Source organism: Armatimonas rosea (assembly GCF_014202505.1).
GTDB classification, from domain to species: Bacteria; Armatimonadota; Armatimonadia; order Armatimonadales; family Armatimonadaceae; genus Armatimonas; species Armatimonas rosea.
Map to the genome: position 1 here is coordinate 184,274 of NZ_JACHGW010000001.1, position 24,155 is coordinate 208,428.

The window sequence follows — 24,155 nt, forward strand, 5'->3', positions numbered from 1 at the left end:
TGACAAATCCCATCTGATACCATAACTATCCCATGACTAGCTTTCCTATTGAGACGCTTCGCTTCGACGACAACGGGCTGATCCCGGCGATTGTGCAGGATGTCAACAACCAGACCGTCCTGATGCTCGGCTTTATGAACCACGACTCGCTGCTCCGCACGGTCAACGAGGGCAAGGTCTGTTTCTGGAGCCGCTCACGGCAGAAGTTCTGGCTCAAGGGCGAGACCAGCGGGATGTTCCTCCTGGTGCGCTCGATCCGGGTCAACTGCGAGAACAACTCGCTCCTCATCCTCGCCGAGCCCATCGGCCCGACCTGCCACACCGGCCACGAGTCCTGCTACTACCGTGAGGCCCAAGAGAGCGGTGAGTGGGCCGAGATCGCTCCTGTTTTAACCGACCCCGAGGCCCTCTACGGCAAAAAATAGCTCCGCTGCGGGCTCGGCCCGCTTCGCCGAAGGCGGCTTTAGACGGGGACTTTCAGGCCCCGGCTAAATGAAGCCCTCCCGCCTCCAGGGAGTCCAACTCTCTGGAGGCATTTCTTATGTGTTGTTTTTCTGGTGCGGTGGACAGCGTCACGAATACGCGCATCTTTGCGCGGCTGACGGGCAAGGGGAGCCAGTTTGTGGTCTACCAGATGCGCTGGCAGGCACAGAAGCCCGTCGCCATGATCTTGCCCGTCCCGGTGGTCCAGGACAAGCCCGATGCCGTGCGCTTTATCAACCTGAAGGGCTATGCGAGCTTCTTCGACGATCTCAAAAAAGGCTTTCCGGTCGCGCCTACGACCCGCTCAGGGGGTCGGACTCCTGCGCCCGCAGCCAAGGCCGCCGACCCGGCGCTGCCGGTCGAGGAGGTGGGGGACTTTGTGGCCAGCTTTGTGCCCACCCTTGCGGACTTTGCCCGGCTCGACCCGCGCTTTGTCCTCCCCACCGAGGTCTGGGACCAGGTGCCGGGCTACCGACGCTATGGCTTTGCGGTCTTTCAGCTCAAGGCTGTCGCCAAGACGGGTGCCACGGTCCACCCGATGGCCTTTGAGTTCGACACGCGCATGCACGGCTCGCTGTTCTTCCCAACCCTACACATCCACGATGGCATGGTTCACCCCCGCGAGGACTTCGACCACACGCTCTACACTCAAGGGGTCGCTATCGGGGAGCGGACCCCGCAGGCTGCGGAGAAGTTTGTCGCGATGGACAAGGCCTTGGGCGTTGTCGATGGCAAGCTGCCCGTGGCGCGCAAGATTCTCAAGGGCCACCTGCAAAACCGAGACACGATCTACGCGGCGTAAAAGCTGCAACCCAGCCCTCGTTTGCAGGGTCGGAGAGGGCATGAGTCTCCAGAAGCAAGGCCCGGAGAGAAAAAACGGGCCCCAGCGTATCGCCGCTACTCCCTCGCGTGTGTTCTTCGCAATCGCCGCCCCCTGCCTCGGCGTGGCACCCTTTTGTCTGACCCCCGACAAGACTGGCCAGACCGGCTGGTTTCTCCTGCCCATTCTTCTTCCCGGAGGAATCTCGGCGCTGCTCTACGGCCTGCGTACCACGGTAGTCGCCGATGCAAGCGGCCTGCGCTGGCGTAAGAGCCTTGGCCCCTGGCAGAGCGCCGCTTGGGACGACGTTGCGGACTACTTTCGGGTGGTCGATAAAACCCTTGGCTCCAGCAACATGATTGTCTTTCGGGATGGCAGAAAGCTCAAACTGGGCAGCGACTGGAACGACCTCAAGCGCCTAGAGGCCTGGGTTGTGGAGCACGCAAAGAGCGCCGCCGCGAGTGGCTGGCTGATCCGGGGCAAAGAGGGCACGATCCAAGGAACCCACACGTTTACCTACTCCGAGAGCGCGATTCGGACACAGAAGATAGGCCTAGGGGCATTTCTGGGGGTTTTCTCGGCCCTCGCGATAGGCATTATCACTCTCGCCGCTCTAGAGAAGCGCCCCGACCAGATTGGCGCGGCGCGTGCCGCCATGGGCCTTATTGTCAGCATGGTGGCCTTTGGGAGCTTTCAGCTCATCCGAGATACACGTCGCACGATCCACGATATTCGAGAGCGATGGGAACACCAGGAGCGCTTCGAGGCAGATGAGCAGGGATTTACCTTCTGGCGCGATGGTGAGCCGCAGCATATCGCCTGGAGCGAGCTAGAGACCACAAGCACGAAAACACTTCAGGCAAACGGGGCGATTCTCTACCGCGGGACGCTGCAAACCACCAAGGGAGCGATCACGTTTAACACCGCCCTCACCGACCAGAGCGTGTTTCTGAGCATGATCGCGCTCTATGCTCCGCAAGGGGTGAGACAGCTTCACCGCCCTCGGCCCCATGACGCGCTGGCCTCAACGGAGTGGGATGGGGGGCGCAGGACATTTCACTACCGCACGCGGAGCAACCGGAGCGGGCTGGGAATGCTCTGGACCATTCCCTTGTTTTGTGTGCTAGCGCTGGGAGGAGTTGTGGCCACGTGGGTGCGCTACGGCCTTGATCTTCGCGAGCTGCCTCTCGATGGCCTTGGGATCATTGTTGGGCTGGCACTTGCGGGCGTGGTGGCCTGGGCGTTTCTGCTCTGGCGCTACAAGGCGGCGCGGCTGGTGCTGGATCGGGAGAGCCTGACTTCCTACGGGCTTTGGGGGAAGAAGCAGGTCTTTTTCGAGGAGCTGACCGCTCTCGGGCGCGATGACCTGAGCCTCTATGTGGAGACCCACGACGGCAAGCGACCCATCCGCTGGGGGGCGAACCTGGCTGGCAACACGGAGCTACTGGAGGAGCTGGAGCGTCGGGCGGGGGTGACCCTGCCCTGACCTAAACGGGCTCCAAGCATGGCTAGAGGTTGCGGGGGAGGCACGACGAGGGCGGCATGCCCATGACACGCTTAAAGGCCGTGGAGAAGGCCAGTGTGTTGTCGTAGCCGACCCGTAGCGAGACTTGTGTCACGCTGTAGCGCCCTGAGGCCAGGAGAGCGGTGGCGTGCTGCATCCGAAGCCGGGTGACATAGGCCATCGGGCTCATTCCGGTGGAGTCCTGGCAGAGCTTGCGGAGGCGCTCGCCGCTGAGGCCAAGACGCCCCGCGAGCTCGTCGCGTGTCCACGGGTGCGCCAGATTTGCCTGAACCTCGGCCCAGAGCGGGGATAGGCGGCTGGTGTTGCGCGCGGTTCCACAGACCAGGCGGCGTACCTCGCAGGCCGTGAGGCGAATCCAGTCGGCAAGCGGCTCGGGCTCGGCGTAGCCCAGGGCCTCGTGGAGGAGCCCCCCGATGCTATACTGGAGCCCCTGTGCCTCCTGCTCGACCATAGTGGCTACGGGGGAGGGAAAGCGCAGGGCTCCCGCATTGATGTGCACCCAGAGCAGGGTCCAGTCCCTCTCTGCAAGCACATGGTAGGCCGAGGGGGTCTCTGCGGGCATGAGGTAGGCCATCCCCGGCTTGAGCTCTCGCCAGGCCTCTCCCACCCGCACGATCCCACAGCCGGAGAGGGTGACCAGTACCTGGGCAAAGCGAGGACGCAGGCGCACGAACCGGAATCCTTCCCTGGCCTCAGAGCGGCCTACCATCCCCAATCCGTACTCCGTCAAGAGGGGAAGCTGCTGGGACGTGACCAGAAACTCATTTGTCTGATCGCCGATTTGTTGCGTTTCACGAAGGGGGAGTTGGGTTTCGCTCATGGCTAAAAAAAAGCTCGGTGTGTATAATTCTACCATTGCACCCGAAGGCAGGGATGTGGTAGATTAAATAAACTAGTTTTTAAAAAGGGCTGTGAATGCCTTAAGCTGGTTCTTATGCACTGTCATTGTTGAATTTTACAGGGGGGTTTTTCTAAATGAAGATGACTTTGAAGTCAAGCCGGAAGGCCGGTTTTACGCTTATCGAACTACTCGTGGTGATCGCGATCATCGCGATCTTGGCAGCAATTCTTTTCCCGGTGTTTGCCCAGGCCCGTGAGAAGGCTCGCTCCATTGCTTGTCTGAGTAACACCAAGCAGCTAGGTCTTGGCCTTCTGATGTACGCGCAGGACTACGACGAAGAGACCCTGCCTGCCCACATGAGCTATGCGGACAGTGAGCTTGGCTACGGCACATCGGGTGTCTACAACGGAAACGGCCCTGGTCGAGGCTCTGTGGCGGACTGGAAGCGCTTCTGGCACTACATCATCCAGCCCTACCTGAAGAACTACAATATCCTGGTCTGTCCTAGCCTCTCCGCTCCTCAGGGGCCGGACTGGGCCGACGATGCAGAGAACGTCCGCGGTGGTAAGGGTATCGGCTACGGTATCAACGACCCGATGACCCGCTGGGATGGCTCGGGTTCTAGCTTTGCAGCCTACACCCGCCCTGCCAACACGGTGATGTTCGCCGATGCAGGTGCGCTGGTGCCCACCGGTCAGCCCGATAGCGCGATGTGGTCTGCCAATGCACAAGCACGTACCAACTTCCGCGCCAACCCGGACAACTACAAGGGCCCGAACGGCTACGGTGCAGCACCCTGCGCTCGCTTTGAGACCCCCCTGCGCTCCAGCTGGGACGGTGGCGGTGATCCCTTCATGGCGCCCGTGGCTCGCCACAGTGGGTTCTGTAACGTGGTCTTCTTCGATGGCCATGCCAAGGCGATCAAGCTCAGCCAGTACTGGATCATCCCTGGCAAGACCCGTATTGGTGTCAACAAAGCCACTGCGGTCGATACCAAGAACGACTTTGGTGGTCCCAACGATATCTTCGCCGATGACAGTGTCCGCGGTAACGATAACCGAGGCTCTGCCTGGTAGGTTCGCCTGAGAGATTGCAACGCCGGGAGAGTCCTTCTCCCGGCGTTGTTGGCTCTTTAAGCTAATGGATATCGTCTCGTCCGGTTCTAGCACGACACCCCCGAAACGTCGTAACGCACTCCTTCCTCTCCTCTGTCTCTTTTTGGGACTTGCACTCGGCGCGCTTGCTCTTACCCGCTGGATGGCGCGCAAGCCCCCCGTTCCTCCTAGCTCTGCCAGTGTGGATGTTAAGCAGCGCTACTGGCAAGACCGCATCAAGAAAGATGTCTCCGATAAAGAGGCCTACCTACAGCTGGGCATTCTTGAGGAACGGACAGGGTTCTACTTCTCCGCACGGCGGCACCTGAATGCGGCGCGCTCCCTGGGCGTGCCCGATACGCTTGTTTGTGGTCCGCTGGGGCGCGCCCTCATGCACCTGGCTGAGTCCGAGCGTGCGCTCGTCGAGCTAGAGAAGGCCGTGGCGCTCCTGCCCGGAAAGTGGGAGCCGGTCGCCAACCTGGCAGGCTACCACATCAATAACAACCACTCCAAGAAGGCCAACGAGGTCCTGCTGCGCTTCTGGGAGGGGGTCGATAAAAAATCTCTCACTCCACAAGAGCTGGAGCGCTTAAGCCTGGCGTTCTCGGAGTCTGGCAACAATAAGTCCGCGTTCGAGGTCGCCAAGCTGCTAGTCGAGAGTGCTCCCGACCGAACCGGGGGCCAGATCCTGGCGGCGCGTAGTGCGCTCAGTGCGGGAGAGATCCCACTGGCAAAGGGCTATGCGGAGGCAGCGCTCAAGGCAACCCCCGACGAGTCCGCTGCGCTGTACTTCTATGGCCTGATCCTGAGCAAGCTCAAGGACTACGACGGTGCCCTGAAGGTCTGGCAGAAGGCAAACCAGCTCAACCCCAGCGCCCCCGATATCTACGAGCAGATCGGCCTTGAGTATGGCCGTCGTGGCGACTTCAAGCGGGCGGTTGTAGCACTGGAGCAGCTCGCCCTCGCCAACCCGGACACCAACCGGGCCATTCAGGTCATGCAGGCCTACCAGAAGCTCAAAGATACCGACAATGCAAACTACTGGGAAGCAGTCGCCGCCGGCCTGATGCACGACTATACCCACGCTCTGGCGACTGCCCAGAAGGTCGTGGCCTCTTCCGATCCTGTTAAGAAGCGCCGGGGACAGACCGCCCTCGCGGAGGCCTACCTGGGGCTAGGGAAGAAACAAGAGTACTTCAACACGATCTTTGAGGCCACCAAGCAGGAGACAGTCGATGACCTCGTGCTGCGTGCCCGTGCCTACGAGGTGATGGACAAGTACCCGGAGCGCCTGGCCTGCCTCGATAAGATCATCAAGCTCGATCCCAAGCAAGAGGCCAATGTCCGCTACCAGCGCTCCCTGATCCTGGAGAAGATTGGGAGCCGCGATGAGGCCGAGGCCGAGCTGGAGAAGGCGCTTAAGGTCGAGCCGGAGAACCCCACCTACGCCAAGGACCTGGCCAGCCTCTACTTCGCCCGCAGTAGTGTGGGGGGACGCTTAGAGAAAGCGACAGCGCTCTACGAGCAGGCAGTTGCCAAGCTTCCCGACCAAGAGGATATCTGGCTCGCGCTCGGCCAGTGCTACGCCGCTAAGAACCTGCTCGGGAAGGCGGCCCGCTGCATCGAGCACGCTATCGACCTGGAGTCTGGCAATGGTCCCGCCTATCTTCAGCTTGGGCAGGTCTACGCGCGTGCGGGGAATGCCTCAGGGAGCCAGGAGATGCTCAAGCTCTACCAGAAGTATGTCGCCTTTGAGCAAAAGCGCCAGACCCTCCAGACCCGTGCCCGCCGCGCCGATGCCACCGCCGCTCAGATCACGGAGTACGCGGACTTGCTCCTCAACATGGGAGCCACCAGCGATGCCTTGACCCAGTATGAGAAGGCCTACGGGCTCAACGTGAAGGACGCTCAGCTCCGGAATATCCTCCGCCTTCTCTACCGTCGCCTAGGGATGACACAGAAGCTGGAGAGCCTTGAGGGGCTGGCCCCATGAGACAGGTCCTCCTGCTCTCTCTTCTCGCCCTCTCTCTCCTTGGCTGCCAGGCGGGCAAGAAGAGTGCCTCGCCCGAACCCAAAGCCCTCAGGCCGATTACCTTCACCGATATCGCCAAGGATGCGGGAGTGGACTTTCAGCATGTTAACGGGGGGCGCGGGCGCAAGCTCATGCCCGAGACGGTCGGCTCCGGGCTGGCGTTTTTTGACTACGACAACGACGGTAAGCTGGACCTGCTGGTCATGAACAGCACGACCTGGCCCGGCGACCCTAACCCCATCAAGACCACCCCGAAGCTCTACCATAACCTCGGTGGGGGCAAGTTTGAGGATGTCACGGAGAAGCTGGGGCTGGCCATAACGATGTACGGCATGGGAGTGGGGGTCGGCGACTACGACAACGATGGTTTTGAGGATCTCTACCTCACTGCGGTCGGGCCCAACCATCTCTTTCACAACGAGGGGGGTAAGGGCTTTCGCGATGTCACCGCGGAGAGCGGGACGGTCGGGGTGCCGCTGCCTGGGACCAAGCTGGAGCACAAGTGGAGCAGCAGTAGCGCCTGGCTGGACTACGACAACGATGGCAAGCTGGACTTGTTTGTCTGTCAGTACGTGAAGTGGTCCCCCGAGGTCGACCCCTACTGTGGCAAGAACGGCATCCGCGGCTACTGTCCTCCGGGGAACTTCGAAGGAGCGCGCTGCACCCTCTTCCACAACGAGGGCAGTGGCAAGTTCCGCGATGTCAGTAAAGAGACCGGGATCTTGGATGGTGCGCTTGGGAAGTCCTTTGGGATCGCCGTGGCCGACTACAACGGCGATGGCTGGCTGGATATCGCGGTCGCCAACGATACCTGGGCGAACTTTCTCTTCATGAGCGAGGGAGGCAAGCACTTCACCGACAAGGGAGTCGAGAGCGGGATCGCCTTCTCCATGAGCGGAAAAGCCAAGGCGGGCATGGGGATCGATGTCGCAGACTTTCGCAACAATGGCAAGCTCGGGCTGGTGATCGGTAACTTCGCGGAGGAGGGCCTCTCGCTCTTTGAGCCCATGGAAGGCACCAACAGTATGTTTGAGGAGAAGGGCCAGAGCCGGGGAGTTGTGGCTGCCAGCCTCTCAAATGTCACCTTTGCCACTTTCTTCTTTGACTACAACCTCGACGGCTGGCAAGATATCTTTGCGACAAATGGGCATGTAGACGACATTGTCAATACCTACAAGACAAACCTAACCTTTAAGCAAGAGCCCTTGCTCTTTGAAAATAAAGGCGGCGAAAAATTTGTGGATGAAACCCACAATGTAGGAATTAACTATAAGATAGTGGGACGTGGTGCTGCCTACGGGGATATCGACAACGATGGCGACCTCGATATTGGGGTAGTCGATAACAATGGGAAGTTTCTTCTCTTGCGTAACGAGGGGGGAAACCAGAACCACTGGGTTCGGCTCAAGCTGGTCGGGACAAAGTCAAACCGTGATGCGATTGGGGCACTGGTGACCGTGACGACAGGGAACTTGAAGCAGCGACGCTATGTGCGCAGTGGGGGGAGCTTTCTCTCCGAGAGCGAGCGTGCCCCAACATTTGGGTTGGGAGCCGCCACGACTGTCGACTCCGTCGAGATCCGCTGGCCCTCCGGGGCTGTGGAGAAGCTGGGGGGCGTGGCAGTGGATACCGTAACAACAGTGACAGAAGGAAAAGGGATTGGATAGACTATGAAGCAATCAATACCAGTGGGTGTAATTATCGGAGCAGTCGTCGCAGTGCTGCTTCTTATCGGGTTTTTCGTCTATAAGATGGTTGCCGGCGACGATGGCCATGGGACGATCGATCCTAAGATCTCGCAGCAGTATATGCAGCGGAGTGCCGCGGGCTATGGCCAGGCACCCGCAGGGACGCAGCGCCCCACAGGGCCTGGACCAGGACAGCCCGGCTACGGCGGGGGGCGTCCCATGGGCTACGGTGGTGGTCAGCAAGGCTACGGCGGGGGACAGCAGCAGGGTGGCTACGGCCGACGCTAAGCGTACTACATGCTAACACGACGGCATTTTCTCGGTGCGCTCGGGCTTGCCTCGCTCACGGGCTGTGGGCGGGGCAGCACACGCACCACCGTGCGCTTCTGGAACGGCTTTACCGGCCCCGACGGACGCACGATGCTTCGGCTTGTCCGGCGCTTTAACGAGGAGAACCCGGATATCACGGTCCTCATGCAGCGGATGGACTGGGGCACCTACTACAACAAGCTCTTCGTCGGGGGGCTGGGGGGGCGCGCACCGGAGGTCTTTGTCCTCCATACCCGCGCTCTGCTCCGCTTCGCCCGCGCAGGCTTTGCCGAGCCCCTCGATCCGCTCCTGGGCGACTTTCCCGCCGCAACAAACGACCTCGATCCCAATGTCTGGGAGGCGGCGAAGGTCCAGGGAAACCACTACGGCCTCCCGCTCGATGTGCATGCGATGGGCATGTACTACAACAAAAAACTCTTCTCCGAGGCGGGCCTCGATCCCACCAAGCCGCCCACAAACCGCGCCGAGTTTATCGAGGCGATGCGCCGCATCAAGAAGCCCGGCAAGAACGGCGAGCCCGACCAGTGGGGCTATGTCTTCACCAACTTTGAGACCTGTACCTATACTTTTCTGAAACAGTTTGGCGGCTCCCCGTTTACCCCGGACTACTCCCGCTGCACCCTGGCGAGCCCGGAGAATATCGCAGCGCTGACGTTCTGCCGCAGCCTCATCAAAGACGGCCTCGTGCCCTCGCCGGAGAATATCGACTCGTGGATCGGGTTTCGGCAGGGACGGATCGGGATGGTCTTTGAGGGAATCTACATGCTCGCCGACCTCCAGAAGCAAAAAGACCTGGACTTTGCCGGTGCGCCCGTGCCGCAGGTGACCGACCACAAAGCGGTCTGGGCCGACTCCCACAACCTCTGCCTCAAGGCGGGGCTCCCCGCCGACAAGCAGCGCGCGGCCTGGAAGTTCATGCGCTTTCTCTCGGACAATAGTGTCGACTGGGCCGACGGGGGCCAGATCCCGACCCGCCCGAGCCTGCGTGCCACGGCGCGCTTCAAGGCCATGTCCGTGCAGAGTGCCTTCGCCGAGCAGGTGCCCTATGTCCAGTACCAGCCGCGCCTGCCCTTTATCTTTGAGTACCAGACCGAGTACAACCTCGCGGTGGAGAAGATCCTGCGCGGCAAGGCCAGCCCTGAGGAGGCCCTCACCGCCGCAGAGAAACGGGTCAATGAGATCATCAAACGGGAGGCCACCCCATGATCGATAAATCCCCCCGCCGGGTGGGGACTAGGGGGGCAGCGTCCGGCTGGCTCTTTGCCGCGCCACACCTGGCTCTCTTTGCCGCCTTTGTTCTGGGGCCACTGCTCTTTGGTCTGGGGCTGAGCCTCTTTCGCTGGGATATCCTCACCACACGTCCCGCGCAGTTTGTCGGGGCGGCCAACTACCAGGAGGCGCTCAAGGACGAGTATGTTACCAAGGCGCTCTGGGCGACCGTGCGCTTTGTGCTGATGGCAGTGCCCTCCACGATCTTTCTGGCGCTCTTGCTGGCCGTGGGGCTCTCCCAGGTCTCGGAGCGGCGGCGGGCGTTCTGGCGGGCGCTGTGCTACCTGCCGCACCTGCTGACCGTCAGCGTGGTCGGGCTCCTCTGGCGCTGGTTCTACAACACGGAGTTTGGCCTCTTTAACGCCTACCTGGTGCCGCTGGGGCTCCCCAAGATCGCCTGGCTCTCCGATGTCAACTGGGCCATGCCCGCGATCGTGATCATGACCCTGTGGTGGACCCTGGGCGGCCCGATGCTGGTCTTCCTCGCGGCGATCCAGAACATCCCCACCTCCTACAACGAGGCCGCCGCGATAGATGGTGCCACCGAGCCGCAGATCTTCTGGCGCGTGACCCTCCCGCTGCTGCGGCCCGTGCTGCTCTTCTCCATGGTGATGAATGTCGTGGGCTCGTTCCAGGTCTTTGGGCAGGTCTTTATGATCACCCGCGGTGGCCCGGAGCTCTCGACCCGCACCCTGGTGCAGTATATCTACGACACGGCCTTCAATAACTACCGCATGGGCTACGCCGCCGCGATCTCCTGGCTACTCTTCTTGGTGATCGCCGTGTTCTCCATCCTTCAGTTCCGGCTGATGCGGGAGAAGAAGTAGATGGAGAGACTCACCGGCGACCGTGTCTGCCTGCGCGGTGTCGCCCTCACCGATACCGATGCGGTCTTTGCGATCTGGTCCGACCCGGAGGCGATGCGCTACTGGTCGCATCCCCCCTACACGGAGCGGGCGCAGGCCGAGGCGAAGCTCACCGGCGATCTTGCATCCAGCGCCGCGGGCTCCGCACTCCCTTGGGCGATCACGCTCGTGGGGGATGACCAGCTGATTGGAATGTGCACGCTACACCAGATTGATCTCAGCAATGGTCGCGCTGAGGTGGGCTACCTGCTCGGGCGGTCGTACTGGGGACAGGGGCTCGCGACCGAGGCCGCGTCGCTGGTGATCGACTATGCCTTCACGACACTTGGGCTGCGCCGCCTGGAGGCCGATATCGACCCGCGTAATACAGGCTCCCAGCGCCTCCTAGAGCGCCTAGGCTTTGAGCGCGATGGCTACCTGCGTGAGCGCTGGTGTGTGGCGGGAGAGGTCTCCGATAGCGCCCTCTATGGCCTGCTGGCGCGGGAGTGGAGCATAAAATGAAGCGACGGAAACTCTCTCTGGCAGAGCTCCTGATCGCCCTGGCGGCGCTGGTCTTTGTCTTTCCGGTGGCGATGATCTTTATCATGGCCTTTAAGCCCGATGGCGAGGTCATTAAGTTCGAGAGCATCCTGCCGCGTGTCCCGACCCTGGGCAACTTCCAGGAGGTGCTGGGAACCCCCGAGGAGATCCCGCTCTTGCGCTGGTTCCTCAACTCGCTCGGGATCGCCACGGCCACCTCGGTGCTGGTGCTGACCGTCTCGTCGCTCTCGGCCTATGCCTTTGCACGGCTGGACCTGCCGGGGAAAAAATGGGTTTTTCCGGTGGTGATCGGGACCCTCATGGTGCCAGGGCAGATCCTGCTGGTGCCGGTCTACCTGGAGCTCAACGCCCTTCACTGGCTCGATACCCCGCTCTCGCTGATCGTCCCCGTGGGCGGCGGTGCCTTTGGCTTCTTCATGCTCCATAGCTTCTTCACGGGCATCCCCCGTGAGCTGGAAGAGGCCGCCGAGCTCGATGGCTGCTCGCGCTTTGGGATCTTCTGGAACGTCGTGATCCCCCTGGCGCGTGCGCCTCTGGCCGCCCTGGCGATCTTCACGTTTGTGGGTTCCTGGAACGACTTTTTAGGCCCGCTGGTCTATCTCGACTCCGTGGACCACTACACGCTCCCGGTCGGGGTGGCGCTGTTCCAGAGCAGCTACGCCAGCGAGTACGGCCTGACTCTCGCCGCAGGAACACTCTGCACCCTCCCGACCATCCTGGCGTTTCTAATCTTCCAGCGGCATATCCTGGCAGGCATGGCGGCGTCGGGGCTGAAGGAATAACGAGCATACAATGAGAGAGCTGGCGGGCGATATTCAGCATGTCCACGATCCTGTACTGGCAATAAGTGGTGGAAAGTGGCATGTGTTCTCAACAGGTAATGGGATTCCGTACCGGGTCTCCGACGATGGCATTCACTGGAGGTATGTCAAAGAGATCTTTTCTACCCTTCCTGCCTGGCATAAAGAGGTGATTCCAGGGACGCGTAATCCCTGGGCACCCGATATCTCGTTCTGGGGCGGGCGCTGGCGGCTGCTCTACTCGGTCTCGACCTTTGGGAGCCAGCACTCGGCGATTGGGATGGCGAGCTGCGAGAAGCTCGGCGGCGATGGCTGGCGCGACGATGGCCCGGTCTTTGTCTCCAAGCGTGGCGATCCCTACAACGCGATCGACCCCAATGTCTTTGTGGAGAGAGACGGGACACCGTGGCTGACCTTTGGCTCGTTCTGGCAGGGGATCTTCTTGCTCAAGCTCGACCCCAAGACCGGTAAGCCCGTTTCAAACGCGGAGCCCAAGTGTATCGCGGCTCGGCCCGGCTCGACCGCGATCGAGGCCCCGTTTATCCTCAAGCGCGCGGGCTGGTACTATCTTTTTGTGAGCCATGACTTCTGCTGCCGGGGAGTCAATAGCACCTACAAGAGTGTGGTAGGGCGCTCCAGGACACTCGAAGGGCCGTACGTAGACCGCGCTGGGAAGGCGCTGCTCGCGGGCGGGGGGACCACGGTCTCGCAGAGCCAGGGACGCTGGCGGGGGCCGGGGCACTGCGCCGTGGTGGGCGATACGTTCCTGTGCCACTCCTACGATGCCCAGCACGAGGGAATCCCAACCCTGTTTATGTCGTCGCTGCGCTGGGACGGCGGCTGGCCGGCGCTCAAAGACACCGAAAAAAAAACAAAGTGGGCTGATGTGATCGGAGACTGGGAGCACCAGCCCGATGGTGGCGCGGCGACCATGCTCCAGCTCAAGGCCGATGGCTCCACCAGTGCGCCGGGGGGAACCTGGACACGGGAAGGACAGACCGTCACCCTGCGCTGGCCCGCGGAGCAGGCCCCGGGGGGCGCGTGGATCGACAAGCTCACCCTGGCGGGCGATCTCTCCCGCTACGAGGGCAAGAACCAGCAGGGCCAGGCGATCCACGGAACCCGTGTCGCCTGACCCTGCTGTCGGTGTTTTCTAGCGCATCGCGAGGGCGCTGTAGACCGGCTTGGCGAGGTAGTTCATCACCAGCGGCGACGACGGCTTCATCTGGGCGAAGAGGTGCTTGCTCTGTGCGCTGTGCCGGTCGTCGTCCACCAGGAACTTCCACTCTTTCCCGCCGCCGCTCCACTGGATGGAGAGCGTGTGCTCCTTGGTCATGTCGAAGCCATCGGGTAGGGGCGAGGGGTGCCAGTCGTAGTTTGTCCCCCCGACACGGCCGCGGGTGGTGAGAACCTTGGCCTGCGGGTCGATCCAGACATCGAGCTCATCGCCCTCTGCACTGCCTTTAACACGCAAGCCGTACTTGGGGTACGTGGCATTGGGAGCGAGCTCCGTACAGGCCACCTTGACCTGCACCTCGCCCGTCTCCGCCGTGAGCGCGACTTCGGGGAAGAGGCACTCGCCATTGTTGGTATCGGCTTTGGTGAGGGACTTGCCATCTGCACTGAGTTGCCAGCCTGGCGCGGGTTGCTTCGGGAAGGCCAACGGCTGGAGCGGTGCGCCACTCAACGAGGCCGTCAGATCGCCGGTTGATCCACCTCCCGCGTTTGCTCCTGACCGACGAAACGCCATAAAGGCCAGTGCGCCTAGCGCAGCAAGGACAATAATTGCCCCTGCGGGTTTGAGAATGATCTTCACCGATACCTCCAAAATCCTTATTAAAGAACCTATCGGTATTTTTTGCCGTAAACTGTAGGAAATGTCTATACGAACACTCGCACTGATCGCGGAGCCGACACGAGCTGCGGAGGCGGAGGGGGTGACGATCCTACGCGCCTTGGGAAGTGAGCGCCTCGTTCTCCTCGATCCCTTTCTCTTGCTGGACCATCTGACGGTTGCCCCGTCAGCCGAGCCCTACCTCGGATTTCCTCGCCATCCCCACCGGGGAATCGAGACCCTGACCTTTGTGGTGGAGGGCTGGGTGAAGCACCGGGATTCTCTGGGGAGCGATAGCCAGGTCGAGGCCGGCGGGGTCCAGTGGATGCGCGCAGGGAGTGGCATCTTCCACGAGGAGTATCTCCAGGCAGGGAGCGCGGGCAGCGAGGCACTTCAGGTCTGGTTCAACCTCCCCGCGGCGCTGAAAATGACCCCGCCCGAGTATCAGGCGGTCGAAGCAAGCGCGCTCCCCGAGCTCACGCTCCCCGGCGGCGCGCGAGTCGTGGTCGTGGCGGGGGAGCGGGACGGGGTCCAAGGGCCGGTGAGCCGCACGGGGATTCACGTGACCTACCTGGCAGTGACCCTGCCGGCGGGAGTGAGTGTCACCCTGTCCGCACCCCGCTCCCAGACTGCCTTTGCCTATGTCTACCGAGGCAGTGTGCACTTTGGCGAGCGCACAGTTACTGCAGGGCACCTGGCGATCTTCGCCGATGAGCCCATCCCCGAGCCGGAGGCAGATGTCGTGGCCGCGACTGCCCCTCAAGACACCGAGGCGCGCTTTATCTTCCTGTGTGCCACCCCGCTGCGTGAGCCCATCTTCCAGTACCGGTCGTCGGTGATGAACACGGTCAGCGAGCTGGGGCAGGTGGTCGATGACCTGGCAAATGGCACTTTTACCACGCCTCGGGGCACGTAGACAATGATCCCACCCACCAAGATTCCGGTCACCCGGGGCGCGATCCGGCGGCCCAGTGGTGCGCTCCTCGGGGCGCGCACCGAGCACGAAAAAGACGGCGCGGTCGTCTTGGCGGCGCAGAGCCAGGACATGGGCAAGACCTGGAGCGCGCCGGTGGCCATTGTTCGCGACCCCGATCGCACGACCGACCTGGGGGATGGGGCGTTCTTGGAGAGTAGACGCCACGGTCTGCTCTATGTCTGCCGGCACAACCACCACGCTGCAAGATCCTACGCCATCGAGGTCTACCAGAGCACCGACAGCGGCAAGAGCTGGAAGGCGCACTCGAGCGTCACGGCCCACACGGTCACCGAGCCAGGAGGCCCGAGTCGTGGGCTCTGGGCACCGTTCTTGTTCGAGACCCCCGGCGGACGCCTACTCTGCATCTACGACGATGAAAACACGCCGTTTCTGCGGGGATTTGTGGGGCACCAGTGGCTCATGGGGCGCTTCTGGGACACAAAAACCAAGGCTTGGGGCGAGCCGGTGGTGGTCTGTCGCGCGGAGGGGCGGGAGCTCTCTCGCGACGGCATGGGGACGCTCGTGAGTGTCGGGAAGCGCTTGGTCTGCGCCCTAGAGAGTGTGGCCACCGAGCTCCCACACCCCGGCGTGATCCGCGTGGTCACCAGCGACGACGACGGCCAGACGTGGCAGCCGCGCCGCCTGCTCTTCCAAGCGCCGCAGCGCCCGCACATGGCCCTCTCACCGTTTCTGGTCAAGCGCACCGATGGCACGCTGGCCTGCATCTTCGGCACCGATGAAGCCCAGGAGAAGCCTGACAAGCCCGGCACGCCGGCCCCCAAGCTTCACCTGGACATCAAGCTCTCCCTCAGCCACGACGGTGGCGCGACTTGGAGCACCCCCGAGACTCTCTTCTCGGGTGGGCACCGCAACTACCTACCGGGCCTGATCGCGCTCCCTAAGAACAAGCTCTTTGCCCACTGGCTCAACTTCGCCGAAGACGCGCTTCAAGGACAGCTACTCTAGCGATCTCCTTCAGTCACGCCGCTCCAGAAGAGCAAGGTAGGCGCGTCGCATGCTCAAGCAAGCTCCGCCGAACCAGAAAACGACGAGTAGTGCTCCCCATGCCTGAAGGGAGATGGCCAAGGGGGCGATAAAAGGAATAACCCCGATCAAGAGCCCCACCGCCATAAGCAGACGCGAAGGAAGCGGGGCTCGCCCGTGTGCACGCGTGCGCCAGAGAAAGTCGGCGAAGCGTCCACGCTCTGCCGCAGTGCGCTCGGGATGGAGCAAGAGAATGCCCCAGCAGCGGTAGAAGTAGACCATGAAACAGGCAGCAGGCATCGTCACGAACCCGTATGTCAGTAAGTAATCTGACGAGAGCTGAGCTCCCCGGACCACAAAGATAACACTAAAGACAAGGCCGAAGCTCAGCTCTGCCCAGAAGGCCCGATTCGGCACACGTCGACAGGCACCTCGGATAAGCCAGCGCTCCCACCCGGACTGTGCCAGTGCATCCACCTGAGCCCGCTCGACTTTTTGTTGGATCATGGGAGGACCTTTTGGGGAGCCAGAAAGCGCACCTGGTCGCCCACCTCAGGCAGAGTGCCTTCGGTAACCTTGGCGGTGCTGAGGTTCTTATCCAAGATGCGTGTGATGCGGCACTTCCCGACGACTTTCCCCTCGATCTGCCCCAGCACGAGCTTGGTATCGGGGTCGATAATGGTCTCTCCTGGCCGGTAGAGCTCTAGGATATCCCCCTCCTTCAGCCCGGCTTCTCGGCCAGCACTCAGGTAGAGGATCGCGGAATCTCCTTCTCCCACAACCCTGGCAACCTTGCCCTGCCAGGGAATCTTCTCCATGCGCTCACAGATCAGGCGAACCCCCTCGATAATCGCCTTGCGCGCCGCCTGACCCAGTGGGCTGGAGTTGAGACTGTCTCTGCCCATCTTGAAGTCTCCCAGGCTGAGCCGTAGCGACTTGACCTTGGTCTCCACATGCCCCTCGGCGCGGATACTATCCAGAATCTGGCCGGTGCCAATATCCACAAGCTTCAGGTCAATGGCGGCCATCGCATCGGACTTGTCCTCCACGCCCTCCGCGAGCTTTCCCAGCGCTCCCCCGAGGGTATTGGACGATTTCTTAAAGGCCAGCTCGGTGACCGCTCCTCGGATCATGACCTGGGCTCCTAGGAGCTTGCTGGCCACGACACTGCTTGTCTCGACCATCTCCGGCGTGGCTCCAGGAGCCTGCCCGAGATTGCGCTCCTTGATAATGTCTTCCAGGTTCAGCCGATCGAGGAGCACAAAGCGATCTGCGCTCACGAGCGCGGTCGCCAGCATGTCGCTCAGGCCGGTTCCAAGCTCGGATGCCTGAATCTGAACGACCGCGTTGGTGAGCTGGCCGGGCTGCGAGATCGAGGGGACACTCACTTGGACGGTCTGGACCTTGACCTCCAGCGGCCCCACCGCGAGGCGCTTCTTCGGCCCCTGCACGGGCGGGAGAGGGGGAAGGGAGGGCGCAGGCGGAGCGACCGGCTCTTTCTTGGACTTTTGTGCCAGGCAGGGCAGGGCTAGGAGGGCTAGTGCCAAAGGAAGAAGGGCTGTCTTGTTCATCATGACTTTCTCTTAGAGCGGGGCGGAGAGCCCGACGATCACCGTGGTCTGGGTGCTAAAGTTGGGGTAGAGCTGTGCGCCACCCAGGTTGTAGACCGAGAGGGAGGCGCTCGCGCCCCCGGCGAGTGCTCGCCGTAGGTGAAGGTTGGTCCCGGCGGTTGCCTCCGCGACACCTCGTTGGGTAACGAGGTCGTTCATAAGCCCTCCCGGTTGGTCTATCTGTCGTGCCGTGGTGATCGCTGTGGGGCGCTTGCCTAGGTAGAACGCATCTGCCGTGACACTCCAGCCCTTGCTGAGCCAGTCTAGGGTCAAGGCTCCCTGCCACTTGGGGACATTGGGAAGCGTGGTCTCCTGGTAGCGCGCTCCCAGCCAGGCACTGGCGCTCTTTCCAAGCTCCGTGCGCACGCCTTGGTCAAGGCCCGTGGTGCGTGCCCTGGCAACTGGGGTGAGGACAAGGGCCTTGGTGGGGCCGACTGCACGGCTCAGCCCGATCAGCGACCCAAGGCGCGGGTCGACAGACTGAGCAAAGAGCCCGCTCAGCTCCCGCCGAAAAAATGTCCCCGAGAAGCGAAAGCCGCGCTTTAAGAGGGTCGGGAGCACAGCCTCGTGGTTGAGGACTTTCCCGCCCGCGCCCAGCAGAAACGGATCGCGGTTAAAGCCGCTGGCCTGCTCACGGTCCTGGTCAATCGGATTGGCCTGAACCGGCGCGACCACGGCGAAGGGAAAGAGATCGCTGGCCGCTGTGACAAGCTGCGGGCGGGTTCGCAGGTGCACGGCCTGCTTCTGGGTGATCTTGACGGCCAGATCTGCGAGCGGCTGAACAACCTGGGTCTTGCCATTTCCTGCTAGCACAGGCCCAATGGCAAGGGTTGCAAGCTCGCTGAGTGGCTGGCGGTAGAGGGCATAGACAAGGCTCTGGCGGGTGGCACCGCCGGGAGTGACCTGCTCCAGCGGCTCCACAGGTGTTGCCAGTGCCAGCAAGGGGGCCGCTCCATCCACCTTCCTACCAATCCGTGAGAGCGCCGCTCCTGCCGTGAGCTTGGGCGCGTCCCAGCGCACCTCACCCACCACTTGGTCATCGGCAACCGCTGTGTGCGACGGAGCACTCACCGGCTTGAGAGTCACCCTGCTCCTGCGGTAGGCCACTTGCCCCGTGAGCTTCCCTGAGTGCAGAGCCTGCGTGCGCTGCGCCACCAGCGAGAGGCGGTCAAAGTGGTACTTCTGGCCGGGGGTGTTGGGCACGGAGAAGACCGCGCTATCGCTGCCAGGCCTGCCTCCCTCTTCACGCAGTGCGCTGGCGATCAGAAAGCCGGCACGCGGGCTTCCTAGGGTGATCTCGGCGTGGCTGCGGCTCTGAAACGCTTGGGCATTGTTCTCCACGCGCTGCCGAATCAGAGCTGCCCCGACGCGCAGAGTGCTACTTGTGCTTCGTACCCGGAACAGCCCTTCGCCCAGTATCCCCCCTGCGCTCTCGGTGCGACGCCAGGGAGCCGCGCCGTAGAGATCGCTGGTCACGGTCGTGGCCTGGCTCAGCGCTTGCAGATAGGTCCGCTCGCTCTCCACCACCCGCGACTGGCGGCTCAGGAGCTTTGCCCGAACGCTCAAGAGATAGGGCAGGCTCGGGTCGCGCTGCTCAGCGAGCGCGAGGTCTTCTCGTGCCTTCGCAAGCTGCCCTGCCTCCACCTCCGCCTCCGCGAGCACCGCATAGGCCTGCGCCGAGTCCTCCCCCAGCCGAAGCGCGGTCTTGGCGAGCGTGAGGGCATTGGCCGCGTTGCCCTTAAGCAGCCACGCTAGCGCCCCATTGAGATAGGGCAGCCCCCAGTCGGGTGCATTGGCCGCCGCCTGATCTAAATCTGCCAGTGCACCGTCGGCATTGCGCCGCAGCACCCGCACCGCCGCCCGGTTGCAGTACGCCGCTGCGGGCGTGTTGCCATCGCTAAAAGCCGTTCGGTAGCGCCGGAGGGAAGCAAAAATCGCCGCATCCGTCACCACATTTCTGGGAGCCTTCGTCTCTATCACCTTTGAAAACGCTGCCTCTGCCGCCTCCAACTCACTCTTGGCCGCAAGTGAAATCCCATCGTCGGCTATAGTAGCGGTAAGGGCAAGGGAATAAAAAATCGGAATCACGAGTGTACTCCTCCTGAAAAATCACCAAAATTCGTTGCCCCCGTTTGAGCGACTAGAGTTACTCAAACGGAGGCAACGAATTTTATCTACCACTTACAGACACGGATACAAAAGCGCTTACCACAGACCCAAACACACCATTTAGGGCCGCTGGTAACGCTACAGCAGGATGGGCCTTGTTCGGCACTTCCTTCAGTTGCTTGTTCCACTTTGATGGTGAACTCGTTGGACATCCGTGCATTAGGGTTTGCTTTTGAAATCGCTTTGGTAATCACATCCGGGGACTTCGCTGCTCTACTTGCCCAATCAGGATCACTATTAACTTTTTTAACAACAGCGGCAACTTCTGGGCTCGCTGCAAAAGCTGAGGCAGAAGTCATATCCCTGCGCCACTCTTCCAGCTCCCGTGACGTTGCTGGAATTAGATCTGATTTTGAGGGTTGTGGAGCAACTCCCTGCCGAGCAAATACCATAGGAAGCGTAGATAGAATGCTGATTGCTGCTATCCCGCAAATAACAAGTTTTCGGTTCATCTTTATCTTTCTTTAATTTCCCCAATGGGGAGCGAAACCAGTGAGCCACTATTGACTCGGGTTATGTAGAGGGATTGATTCCCAATACACTTGGTGTTATGCAGGTAATCTGCAAAAAAAGTGTCCAGAACAGAAACCAGAGGGATCTCCCATGTGGTAGTCCGAGAAAAAAGCAGTAGGATTAACAAGTACTGAACAGAGAGGTGTACAATAATGACTATAGACAGTAGTAGTACCTATTAGGTGCTATTTATTTCAGACATGTAGATTAATGAAGCGATTTTAACATTGTTAATTGGATTGTGACAGCCCTAAATAGGTGCAATCTAGTGTTGGTCAGATTTTATGTCGATCCATTTTTCAGAAATGGCTTTCATTATTGCCTCTGAGCGGCTTTTTGTTCCGAGTGCGAGATTGATGCGATAAAAGAGGCTCTTGATGGTTTCCTCAGGGCAACCGCGATGACTTGCCAGAAGTTTATTGTTCGTGGTGCCAAGAGCCACGGCATCTTGGAGTAGCCGCAACATGGCGGGGGAGAGTGGGCAAGCGGAAGGGGCTTGTTTGAGGGCTTCTGGCTCGATCACCTCTCCATTATAGTGAGGGGATCGGAAGAGGGATAGACACGAAGGGGGGCATTTAAAGAGAGTGTGCCTGAGCGACCTTGCTCGGGGACACCGTGCTCCGTAGCGCTAGCTTTTTGCTTGCTGGCTCAGCTTTGCCCAGGAGGCGCTGCTTGGGGTGGTCTGGGGGAGCTCTGACAGTTGGCAGGTCTCGGTGGGGAAGGTGTAGACACTCCCGTGGTGCAGGCGGGTGTGCCACCACTGCGCCGCGGCAGGATTGTGCGCCGCCAGGAGCCTGACTGCCTCGGGGCCGTCGATGCGGTACCCCTCTTGTGCCGACCCACTCTGGTGCTTTCTCAGGGGGAGCTCTAACCCCACCCACGCTTGCCGAAGCGCCTCAGGTTCCTCGCCGGGGGGCGGAGCGACCACGCGAAAGGTCCCCACGGTACGTGTCTCTGAGCCTAGGAGCACAAGCCCCGCCGCAACTGCGGTGAGAAAGCCGAGGCTGGCGCAGAGAATCGACGAAGAGCTGCCGTAGGTAACTGCCTCCCCACTTTGAGCAAGGCAAGGGAGGGAGAGAGAGGTAAGGGCGAGGGTGAAAAATAATCGCATAGTTGAGGTCCGAGCTTGATCTTCGTTCAGGAGGGAATTTATCCGTAGAGACGGAGCCTCACTTTGGAGGAAAACCTAGTGAATTTTGTAGGTTATTTTTGTAGATCGGGTACTCTGGAGCTACAATGACTGTCTCAAATCCTCTCTGCCCAGGGGCCGATCCTTGGGTGATCCACCACGATGGCCAGTTTATTCTGTGCCAGAGCCACCACCACGGGGTGGCAATTCGGCGGGCGGGAACACTGATGGGGCTCGCAAAGGCGACCCCCGAGCCGCTCTGGAAGGCACCGGAGACGGGGCCATTCTCGAAAGAGATCTGGGCACCCGAGCTCCACTACCACGAGGGGCGCTGGTATATCTATGTCGCGGCCGACGACGGAGACAATGCCAACCACCGGATGATTGTCCTGCGCTCCGAGAGCCTACGGGGGCCGTATGCGCTGGTGGGGAAGCTGGCACTGACCCCGGACCGCTGGGCGATCGACGGGACCCTCTTCGTGCACCCCAAGACCAAGCGCCTCTACTTTCTCTGGTCGGGGTGGGAGGGGACGGAGAATGTGGCGCAGCACCTCTACATCTGCCCCATGGCCGATCCCGTCACCCCCAGCGGCGAGCGCGTGCGGATCTCATCGCCGGAGCTGGAGTGGGAGAAGCGTGGCAGCGGCGGGCCGGGCAAGCTCCCGGCGATCAACGAGGGGCCGCAGGTGCTGACACGCAACGGGACGGTCCATGTGATCTACTCGGCGGCGGGCTCGTGGTGCGATGACTACTGCCTGGGGCGCCTGACGCTGGCCCCTGGCGGCGATCCGCTGGAGGCGAGCGCCTGGAAGAAGCACCCGGAGCCCGTTTTTGCCAAGACCGAGGCGATCTTTGGCCCGGGCCACTGCTCGTTTGTGGGGGAGACCCTTGTCTACCACTCCGCGCGCCACTCCGGCTCGGGCTGGGACCGGGTGATCCGCGCCCAGCCCTTCACGTGGAAGGGCGATATCCCCGAGTTTGGCAAGCCGCTCTAGTGCGTCCAGATCAAAGCTTACGGAGGAAGTTTTCATGCGTACTTTTCTAGTTGCTCTTGTCGCACTGTGGGGAGCAGCGTTGCCCAGCTTTGCGCAAGGGGGAATGATGGGAGGTGGCTTTGGCGGCGTCAGTGGGCGCCCCCTAGATACGGATCTGACCACCGCCACCAGCATTCTCACACCGGGCCAGCAGAGCGAGTGGGCGTTCACGATGAAAGAGGGGGAGACGATTATCGCAGCGGCGACCACCACCAACTTCGACCCGGCGATCCAGATCGTGGACAAAGAGGGCAAGGTGCTGGGCGAAAACGACGATGTCCGGCTGGGCGTACAAGATGCGCTCTTGGTCTACCGGTTTGCCAAAGCGGGCTCGTATAAGCTGCTCGTGAAGGCCTTTAAGGGCGCGGGCGGTGGGCAGTTTAAGCTCACTCTTCGTCGGTTTGTCGCGACAGACATTAAAGTCGGGGCGCGGACGACGAGTCCGCCGGGGGGCAAATCGGTGCAGTTCTACCGGTTCTCCGCCGAAGCGGGGCAGACACTTCTGATCCGCAATGCCCCGGAGCTCTCCGTGTTCTCCCCGACCGGCGAGAGCGTTGCCCTCGGTAGCTCTCTGCAGGAGCAAGTCGCACGCACCCTTGCCTCGTTTCGCACCCCAGCCAAGGGCGACTACTACCTGCGCGCGGTCTCGACACGGCCCTATGCCTTTACGGTCGCCGCCGCACGGGTCGCGCCCCTCACGCTAGGGCAGGCCCCCGTGGCGCGTAAGCTGGGAGCAGGTGGGGTTGATATCTGGACCTTTCAAGGGACGGAGGGCGACTTTATCCGACTCCATGCCAAGGCAGAGGGCACCATGATCTATGCCCAGCTCGCGGCCATTCCGACACCCGACAGTGACGACACAGATACGCGGGAGGCGATTGCGCTTTTTGAGGTGGGCGAAAAGACCGAGGGCGAGCTCGTGGCACTCCTGCGTAAGACGGGCACCTATGAGCTGACTCTGGCACAGCCGCTCGGGCTGGAGACGGACTACACACTCACCACCACTAAGACCGTGCGTGGCTGGGAGCAAAAAGCGCCGCTAAAAGAGACACTTGCTCTCGGGGGAACGGACTACTACGCCATCGACGGCAAGGCGGGCGAGCTCTTGCGGCTGGAGGGGCTCTCGGAGCAGTTTGATATCGAGCTGGAGCTCTATAACCTGCGTGGAGAGAAGCTCACGAGCAACGACGACGGCGGCAAGGGACGCAATGCTCTCCTGACAGCCTTACTCAGCCAGACAGGCAAGTATCTGCTCCGGGTGAACTGTGTTGGGAATGGGGGCAGTGGGGCCTACCAGCTCCAGCGTGCCCCCGATCCCGTGCGCCCGCTCAAGCTTGGAGAGCGCGGCATCGGTACACTCAGTGCGGAAGGAACGGAGATCTGGTCGTTCACCGGAAAACCAAGTCAGGCTCTCATACTAAGTGTCCGCTTGCCTGACTTCGATACCTCCGTGCGCATCTTCGGCCCCGATGGAATTGAGCTGGCCGCTCGGGATCAGGGCGACTCGACCAGCACGCTCTTTGGGCTCACCTTCCCGCTGGAGGGCACCTACACCATCTGGGTGTCGAGCAAGTCTGGGGCGGGCAAGTACACCCTGCGCTTGATCGAGGCAGACTGA

24 protein-coding genes are annotated in these 24,155 nt (G+C 61.4%); 16 read left to right on the top strand and 8 right to left on the bottom strand.

Translation table 11 applies throughout. The features are described from left to right. Nucleotides 1-32 precede the first annotated feature (32 nt). The 3 genes from hisI to HNQ39_RS00795 all read left to right on the top strand — a co-directional run bounded on the left by hisI (nucleotide 33) and on the right by HNQ39_RS00795 (nucleotide 2,789). Nucleotides 33-425 (top strand): phosphoribosyl-AMP cyclohydrolase, encoded by a 393-nt coding sequence (gene hisI, locus HNQ39_RS00785; protein ID WP_184191954.1) that lies wholly within the window; start codon nucleotides 33-35, stop codon nucleotides 423-425. Between the two features lie 137 nt (nucleotides 426-562). Beyond that, a complete protein-coding gene (locus HNQ39_RS00790; protein ID WP_184191956.1) occupies nucleotides 563-1,285 on the top strand; it encodes a hypothetical protein in 723 nt (240 codons plus the stop codon). Between the two features lie 40 nt (nucleotides 1,286-1,325). After that, complete coding sequence (locus HNQ39_RS00795) at nucleotides 1,326-2,789, top strand: hypothetical protein (protein WP_184191958.1); 1,464 nt, start codon at nucleotides 1,326-1,328, stop codon at nucleotides 2,787-2,789. A 22-nt stretch (nucleotides 2,790-2,811) separates the two neighbouring features. On the opposite strand, the gene HNQ39_RS00800 is transcribed toward HNQ39_RS00795, so the two are convergent. Beyond that, nucleotides 2,812-3,684 carry a helix-turn-helix transcriptional regulator gene (locus HNQ39_RS00800; protein ID WP_343075952.1) on the bottom strand — a complete coding sequence of 291 codons (873 nt, stop codon included), beginning with the start codon at nucleotides 3,682-3,684 and terminating at the stop codon, nucleotides 2,812-2,814. A 119-nt stretch (nucleotides 3,685-3,803) separates the two neighbouring features. On the opposite strand from HNQ39_RS00800, the gene HNQ39_RS00805 reads away from it, so the two are divergent. The 9 genes from HNQ39_RS00805 (at nucleotide 3,804) to HNQ39_RS00845 (ending at nucleotide 13,423) form a co-directional block, all read left to right on the top strand. Beyond that, the gene (locus tag HNQ39_RS00805; RefSeq protein WP_184191962.1) at nucleotides 3,804-4,745 is read left to right on the top strand and encodes a DUF1559 family PulG-like putative transporter; all 942 of its coding nucleotides are present in this window, start codon (nucleotides 3,804-3,806) and stop codon (nucleotides 4,743-4,745) included. Nucleotides 4,746-4,887: 142 nt separating this feature from the next. Continuing rightward, nucleotides 4,888-6,756 carry a tetratricopeptide repeat protein gene (locus HNQ39_RS00810; RefSeq protein WP_184191964.1) on the top strand — a complete coding sequence of 623 codons (1,869 nt, stop codon included), beginning with the start codon at nucleotides 4,888-4,890 and terminating at the stop codon, nucleotides 6,754-6,756. Further along, nucleotides 6,753-8,462: a CRTAC1 family protein gene (locus HNQ39_RS00815; protein ID WP_184191966.1), complete on the top strand. Its 1,710-nt coding sequence runs from the start codon at nucleotides 6,753-6,755 to the stop codon at nucleotides 8,460-8,462. Before HNQ39_RS00810 ends, HNQ39_RS00815 begins: the two co-directional genes overlap by 4 nt. Nucleotides 8,463-8,465: 3 nt before the next feature. After that, nucleotides 8,466-8,771 (top strand): hypothetical protein, encoded by a 306-nt coding sequence (locus HNQ39_RS00820; RefSeq protein WP_184191968.1) that lies wholly within the window; start codon nucleotides 8,466-8,468, stop codon nucleotides 8,769-8,771. A gap of 9 nt (nucleotides 8,772-8,780) precedes the next feature. After that, nucleotides 8,781-10,019 (top strand): ABC transporter substrate-binding protein, encoded by a 1,239-nt coding sequence (locus HNQ39_RS00825; protein WP_184191970.1) that lies wholly within the window; start codon nucleotides 8,781-8,783, stop codon nucleotides 10,017-10,019. Further along, complete coding sequence (locus HNQ39_RS00830) at nucleotides 10,016-10,909, top strand: carbohydrate ABC transporter permease (protein WP_184191972.1); 894 nt, start codon at nucleotides 10,016-10,018, stop codon at nucleotides 10,907-10,909. The genes HNQ39_RS00825 and HNQ39_RS00830 overlap by 4 nt, the downstream gene beginning before the upstream one ends. After that, nucleotides 10,910-11,449, top strand: a complete 540-nt coding sequence (locus HNQ39_RS00835; protein ID WP_184191974.1) for a GNAT family N-acetyltransferase — start codon at nucleotides 10,910-10,912, stop codon at nucleotides 11,447-11,449. It begins immediately after the preceding gene. Next, the gene (locus HNQ39_RS00840) at nucleotides 11,446-12,270 is read left to right on the top strand and encodes a carbohydrate ABC transporter permease (RefSeq protein WP_184191976.1); all 825 of its coding nucleotides are present in this window, start codon (nucleotides 11,446-11,448) and stop codon (nucleotides 12,268-12,270) included. Before HNQ39_RS00835 ends, HNQ39_RS00840 begins: the two co-directional genes overlap by 4 nt. A 10-nt stretch (nucleotides 12,271-12,280) precedes the next feature. Then, nucleotides 12,281-13,423, top strand: a complete 1,143-nt coding sequence (locus HNQ39_RS00845; protein WP_184191977.1) for an arabinan endo-1,5-alpha-L-arabinosidase — start codon at nucleotides 12,281-12,283, stop codon at nucleotides 13,421-13,423. Nucleotides 13,424-13,441: 18 nt separating this feature from the next. On the opposite strand, the gene HNQ39_RS00850 is transcribed toward HNQ39_RS00845, so the two are convergent. Then, nucleotides 13,442-14,104 (bottom strand): hypothetical protein, encoded by a 663-nt coding sequence (locus tag HNQ39_RS00850; RefSeq protein WP_184191980.1) that lies wholly within the window; start codon nucleotides 14,102-14,104, stop codon nucleotides 13,442-13,444. A gap of 61 nt (nucleotides 14,105-14,165) precedes the next feature. Between HNQ39_RS00850 and HNQ39_RS00855 the strand changes: the two genes are divergently transcribed. Both HNQ39_RS00855 and HNQ39_RS00860 read left to right on the top strand, forming a co-directional pair. Continuing rightward, nucleotides 14,166-15,038 carry a pirin family protein gene (locus tag HNQ39_RS00855; protein WP_184191982.1) on the top strand — a complete coding sequence of 291 codons (873 nt, stop codon included), beginning with the start codon at nucleotides 14,166-14,168 and terminating at the stop codon, nucleotides 15,036-15,038. 3 nt (nucleotides 15,039-15,041) lie between these two features. Continuing rightward, complete coding sequence (locus HNQ39_RS00860) at nucleotides 15,042-16,064, top strand: sialidase family protein (RefSeq protein ID WP_184191984.1); 1,023 nt, start codon at nucleotides 15,042-15,044, stop codon at nucleotides 16,062-16,064. Between the two features lie 9 nt (nucleotides 16,065-16,073). On the opposite strand, the gene HNQ39_RS00865 is transcribed toward HNQ39_RS00860, so the two are convergent. The 6 genes from HNQ39_RS00865 to HNQ39_RS00890 form a co-directional block, all read right to left on the bottom strand. Next, nucleotides 16,074-16,589, bottom strand: a complete 516-nt coding sequence (locus HNQ39_RS00865) for a hypothetical protein (protein ID WP_184191986.1) — start codon at nucleotides 16,587-16,589, stop codon at nucleotides 16,074-16,076. Continuing rightward, nucleotides 16,586-17,656, bottom strand: a complete 1,071-nt coding sequence (locus HNQ39_RS00870; protein ID WP_184191988.1) for a CsgG/HfaB family protein — start codon at nucleotides 17,654-17,656, stop codon at nucleotides 16,586-16,588. The genes HNQ39_RS00865 and HNQ39_RS00870 overlap by 4 nt, the downstream gene beginning before the upstream one ends. A 9-nt stretch (nucleotides 17,657-17,665) precedes the next feature. Beyond that, on the bottom strand, nucleotides 17,666-19,780 hold the full coding sequence (locus tag HNQ39_RS30460; RefSeq protein ID WP_184191990.1) for a TonB-dependent receptor: 2,115 nt from the start codon (nucleotides 19,778-19,780) through the stop codon (nucleotides 17,666-17,668). 86 nt (nucleotides 19,781-19,866) lie between these two features. Next, nucleotides 19,867-20,313 (bottom strand): hypothetical protein, encoded by a 447-nt coding sequence (locus HNQ39_RS00880; RefSeq protein WP_184191992.1) that lies wholly within the window; start codon nucleotides 20,311-20,313, stop codon nucleotides 19,867-19,869. A 326-nt stretch (nucleotides 20,314-20,639) separates the two neighbouring features. Next, a complete protein-coding gene (locus tag HNQ39_RS00885; protein WP_184191994.1) occupies nucleotides 20,640-20,897 on the bottom strand; it encodes a helix-turn-helix domain-containing protein in 258 nt (85 codons plus the stop codon). A gap of 105 nt (nucleotides 20,898-21,002) precedes the next feature. After that, nucleotides 21,003-21,485 (bottom strand): hypothetical protein, encoded by a 483-nt coding sequence (locus HNQ39_RS00890; RefSeq protein ID WP_184191996.1) that lies wholly within the window; start codon nucleotides 21,483-21,485, stop codon nucleotides 21,003-21,005. Between the two features lie 125 nt (nucleotides 21,486-21,610). Here HNQ39_RS00890 and HNQ39_RS00895 point away from each other — a divergent pair, with 125 nt between their 5' ends. Both HNQ39_RS00895 and HNQ39_RS00900 read left to right on the top strand, forming a co-directional pair. Beyond that, nucleotides 21,611-22,498, top strand: coding sequence for a glycoside hydrolase family 43 protein (locus HNQ39_RS00895; RefSeq protein ID WP_184191998.1), 888 nt, complete (start codon nucleotides 21,611-21,613; stop codon nucleotides 22,496-22,498). 34 nt (nucleotides 22,499-22,532) lie between these two features. Then, nucleotides 22,533-24,155, top strand: coding sequence for a PPC domain-containing protein (locus HNQ39_RS00900; protein WP_184192000.1), 1,623 nt, complete (start codon nucleotides 22,533-22,535; stop codon nucleotides 24,153-24,155).

Coding starts and splice junctions, on each gene's coding strand:
- hisI (WP_184191954.1), top strand. CDS start 33: ATGACTAGCTTTCCTATTGAGACGCTTCGCTTCGACGACAACGGGCTG.
- HNQ39_RS00795 (WP_184191958.1), top strand. CDS start 1,326: ATGAGTCTCCAGAAGCAAGGCCCGGAGAGAAAAAACGGGCCCCAGCGT.
- HNQ39_RS00800 (WP_343075952.1), bottom strand. CDS start 3,684: ATGGTAGAATTATACACACCGAGCTTTTTTTTAGCCATGAGCGAAACC.
- HNQ39_RS00805 (WP_184191962.1), top strand. CDS start 3,804: ATGAAGATGACTTTGAAGTCAAGCCGGAAGGCCGGTTTTACGCTTATC.
- HNQ39_RS00815 (WP_184191966.1), top strand. CDS start 6,753: ATGAGACAGGTCCTCCTGCTCTCTCTTCTCGCCCTCTCTCTCCTTGGC.
- HNQ39_RS00820 (WP_184191968.1), top strand. CDS start 8,466: ATGAAGCAATCAATACCAGTGGGTGTAATTATCGGAGCAGTCGTCGCA.
- HNQ39_RS00825 (WP_184191970.1), top strand. CDS start 8,781: ATGCTAACACGACGGCATTTTCTCGGTGCGCTCGGGCTTGCCTCGCTC.
- HNQ39_RS00830 (WP_184191972.1), top strand. CDS start 10,016: ATGATCGATAAATCCCCCCGCCGGGTGGGGACTAGGGGGGCAGCGTCC.
- HNQ39_RS00835 (WP_184191974.1), top strand. CDS start 10,910: ATGGAGAGACTCACCGGCGACCGTGTCTGCCTGCGCGGTGTCGCCCTC.
- HNQ39_RS00840 (WP_184191976.1), top strand. CDS start 11,446: ATGAAGCGACGGAAACTCTCTCTGGCAGAGCTCCTGATCGCCCTGGCG.
- HNQ39_RS00845 (WP_184191977.1), top strand. CDS start 12,281: ATGAGAGAGCTGGCGGGCGATATTCAGCATGTCCACGATCCTGTACTG.
- HNQ39_RS00855 (WP_184191982.1), top strand. CDS start 14,166: ATGTCTATACGAACACTCGCACTGATCGCGGAGCCGACACGAGCTGCG.
- HNQ39_RS00860 (WP_184191984.1), top strand. CDS start 15,042: ATGATCCCACCCACCAAGATTCCGGTCACCCGGGGCGCGATCCGGCGG.
- HNQ39_RS00865 (WP_184191986.1), bottom strand. CDS start 16,589: ATGATCCAACAAAAAGTCGAGCGGGCTCAGGTGGATGCACTGGCACAG.
- HNQ39_RS00870 (WP_184191988.1), bottom strand. CDS start 17,656: ATGATGAACAAGACAGCCCTTCTTCCTTTGGCACTAGCCCTCCTAGCC.
- HNQ39_RS00880 (WP_184191992.1), bottom strand. CDS start 20,313: ATGAACCGAAAACTTGTTATTTGCGGGATAGCAGCAATCAGCATTCTA.
- HNQ39_RS00890 (WP_184191996.1), bottom strand. CDS start 21,485: ATGCGATTATTTTTCACCCTCGCCCTTACCTCTCTCTCCCTCCCTTGC.
- HNQ39_RS00895 (WP_184191998.1), top strand. CDS start 21,611: ATGACTGTCTCAAATCCTCTCTGCCCAGGGGCCGATCCTTGGGTGATC.
- HNQ39_RS00900 (WP_184192000.1), top strand. CDS start 22,533: ATGCGTACTTTTCTAGTTGCTCTTGTCGCACTGTGGGGAGCAGCGTTG.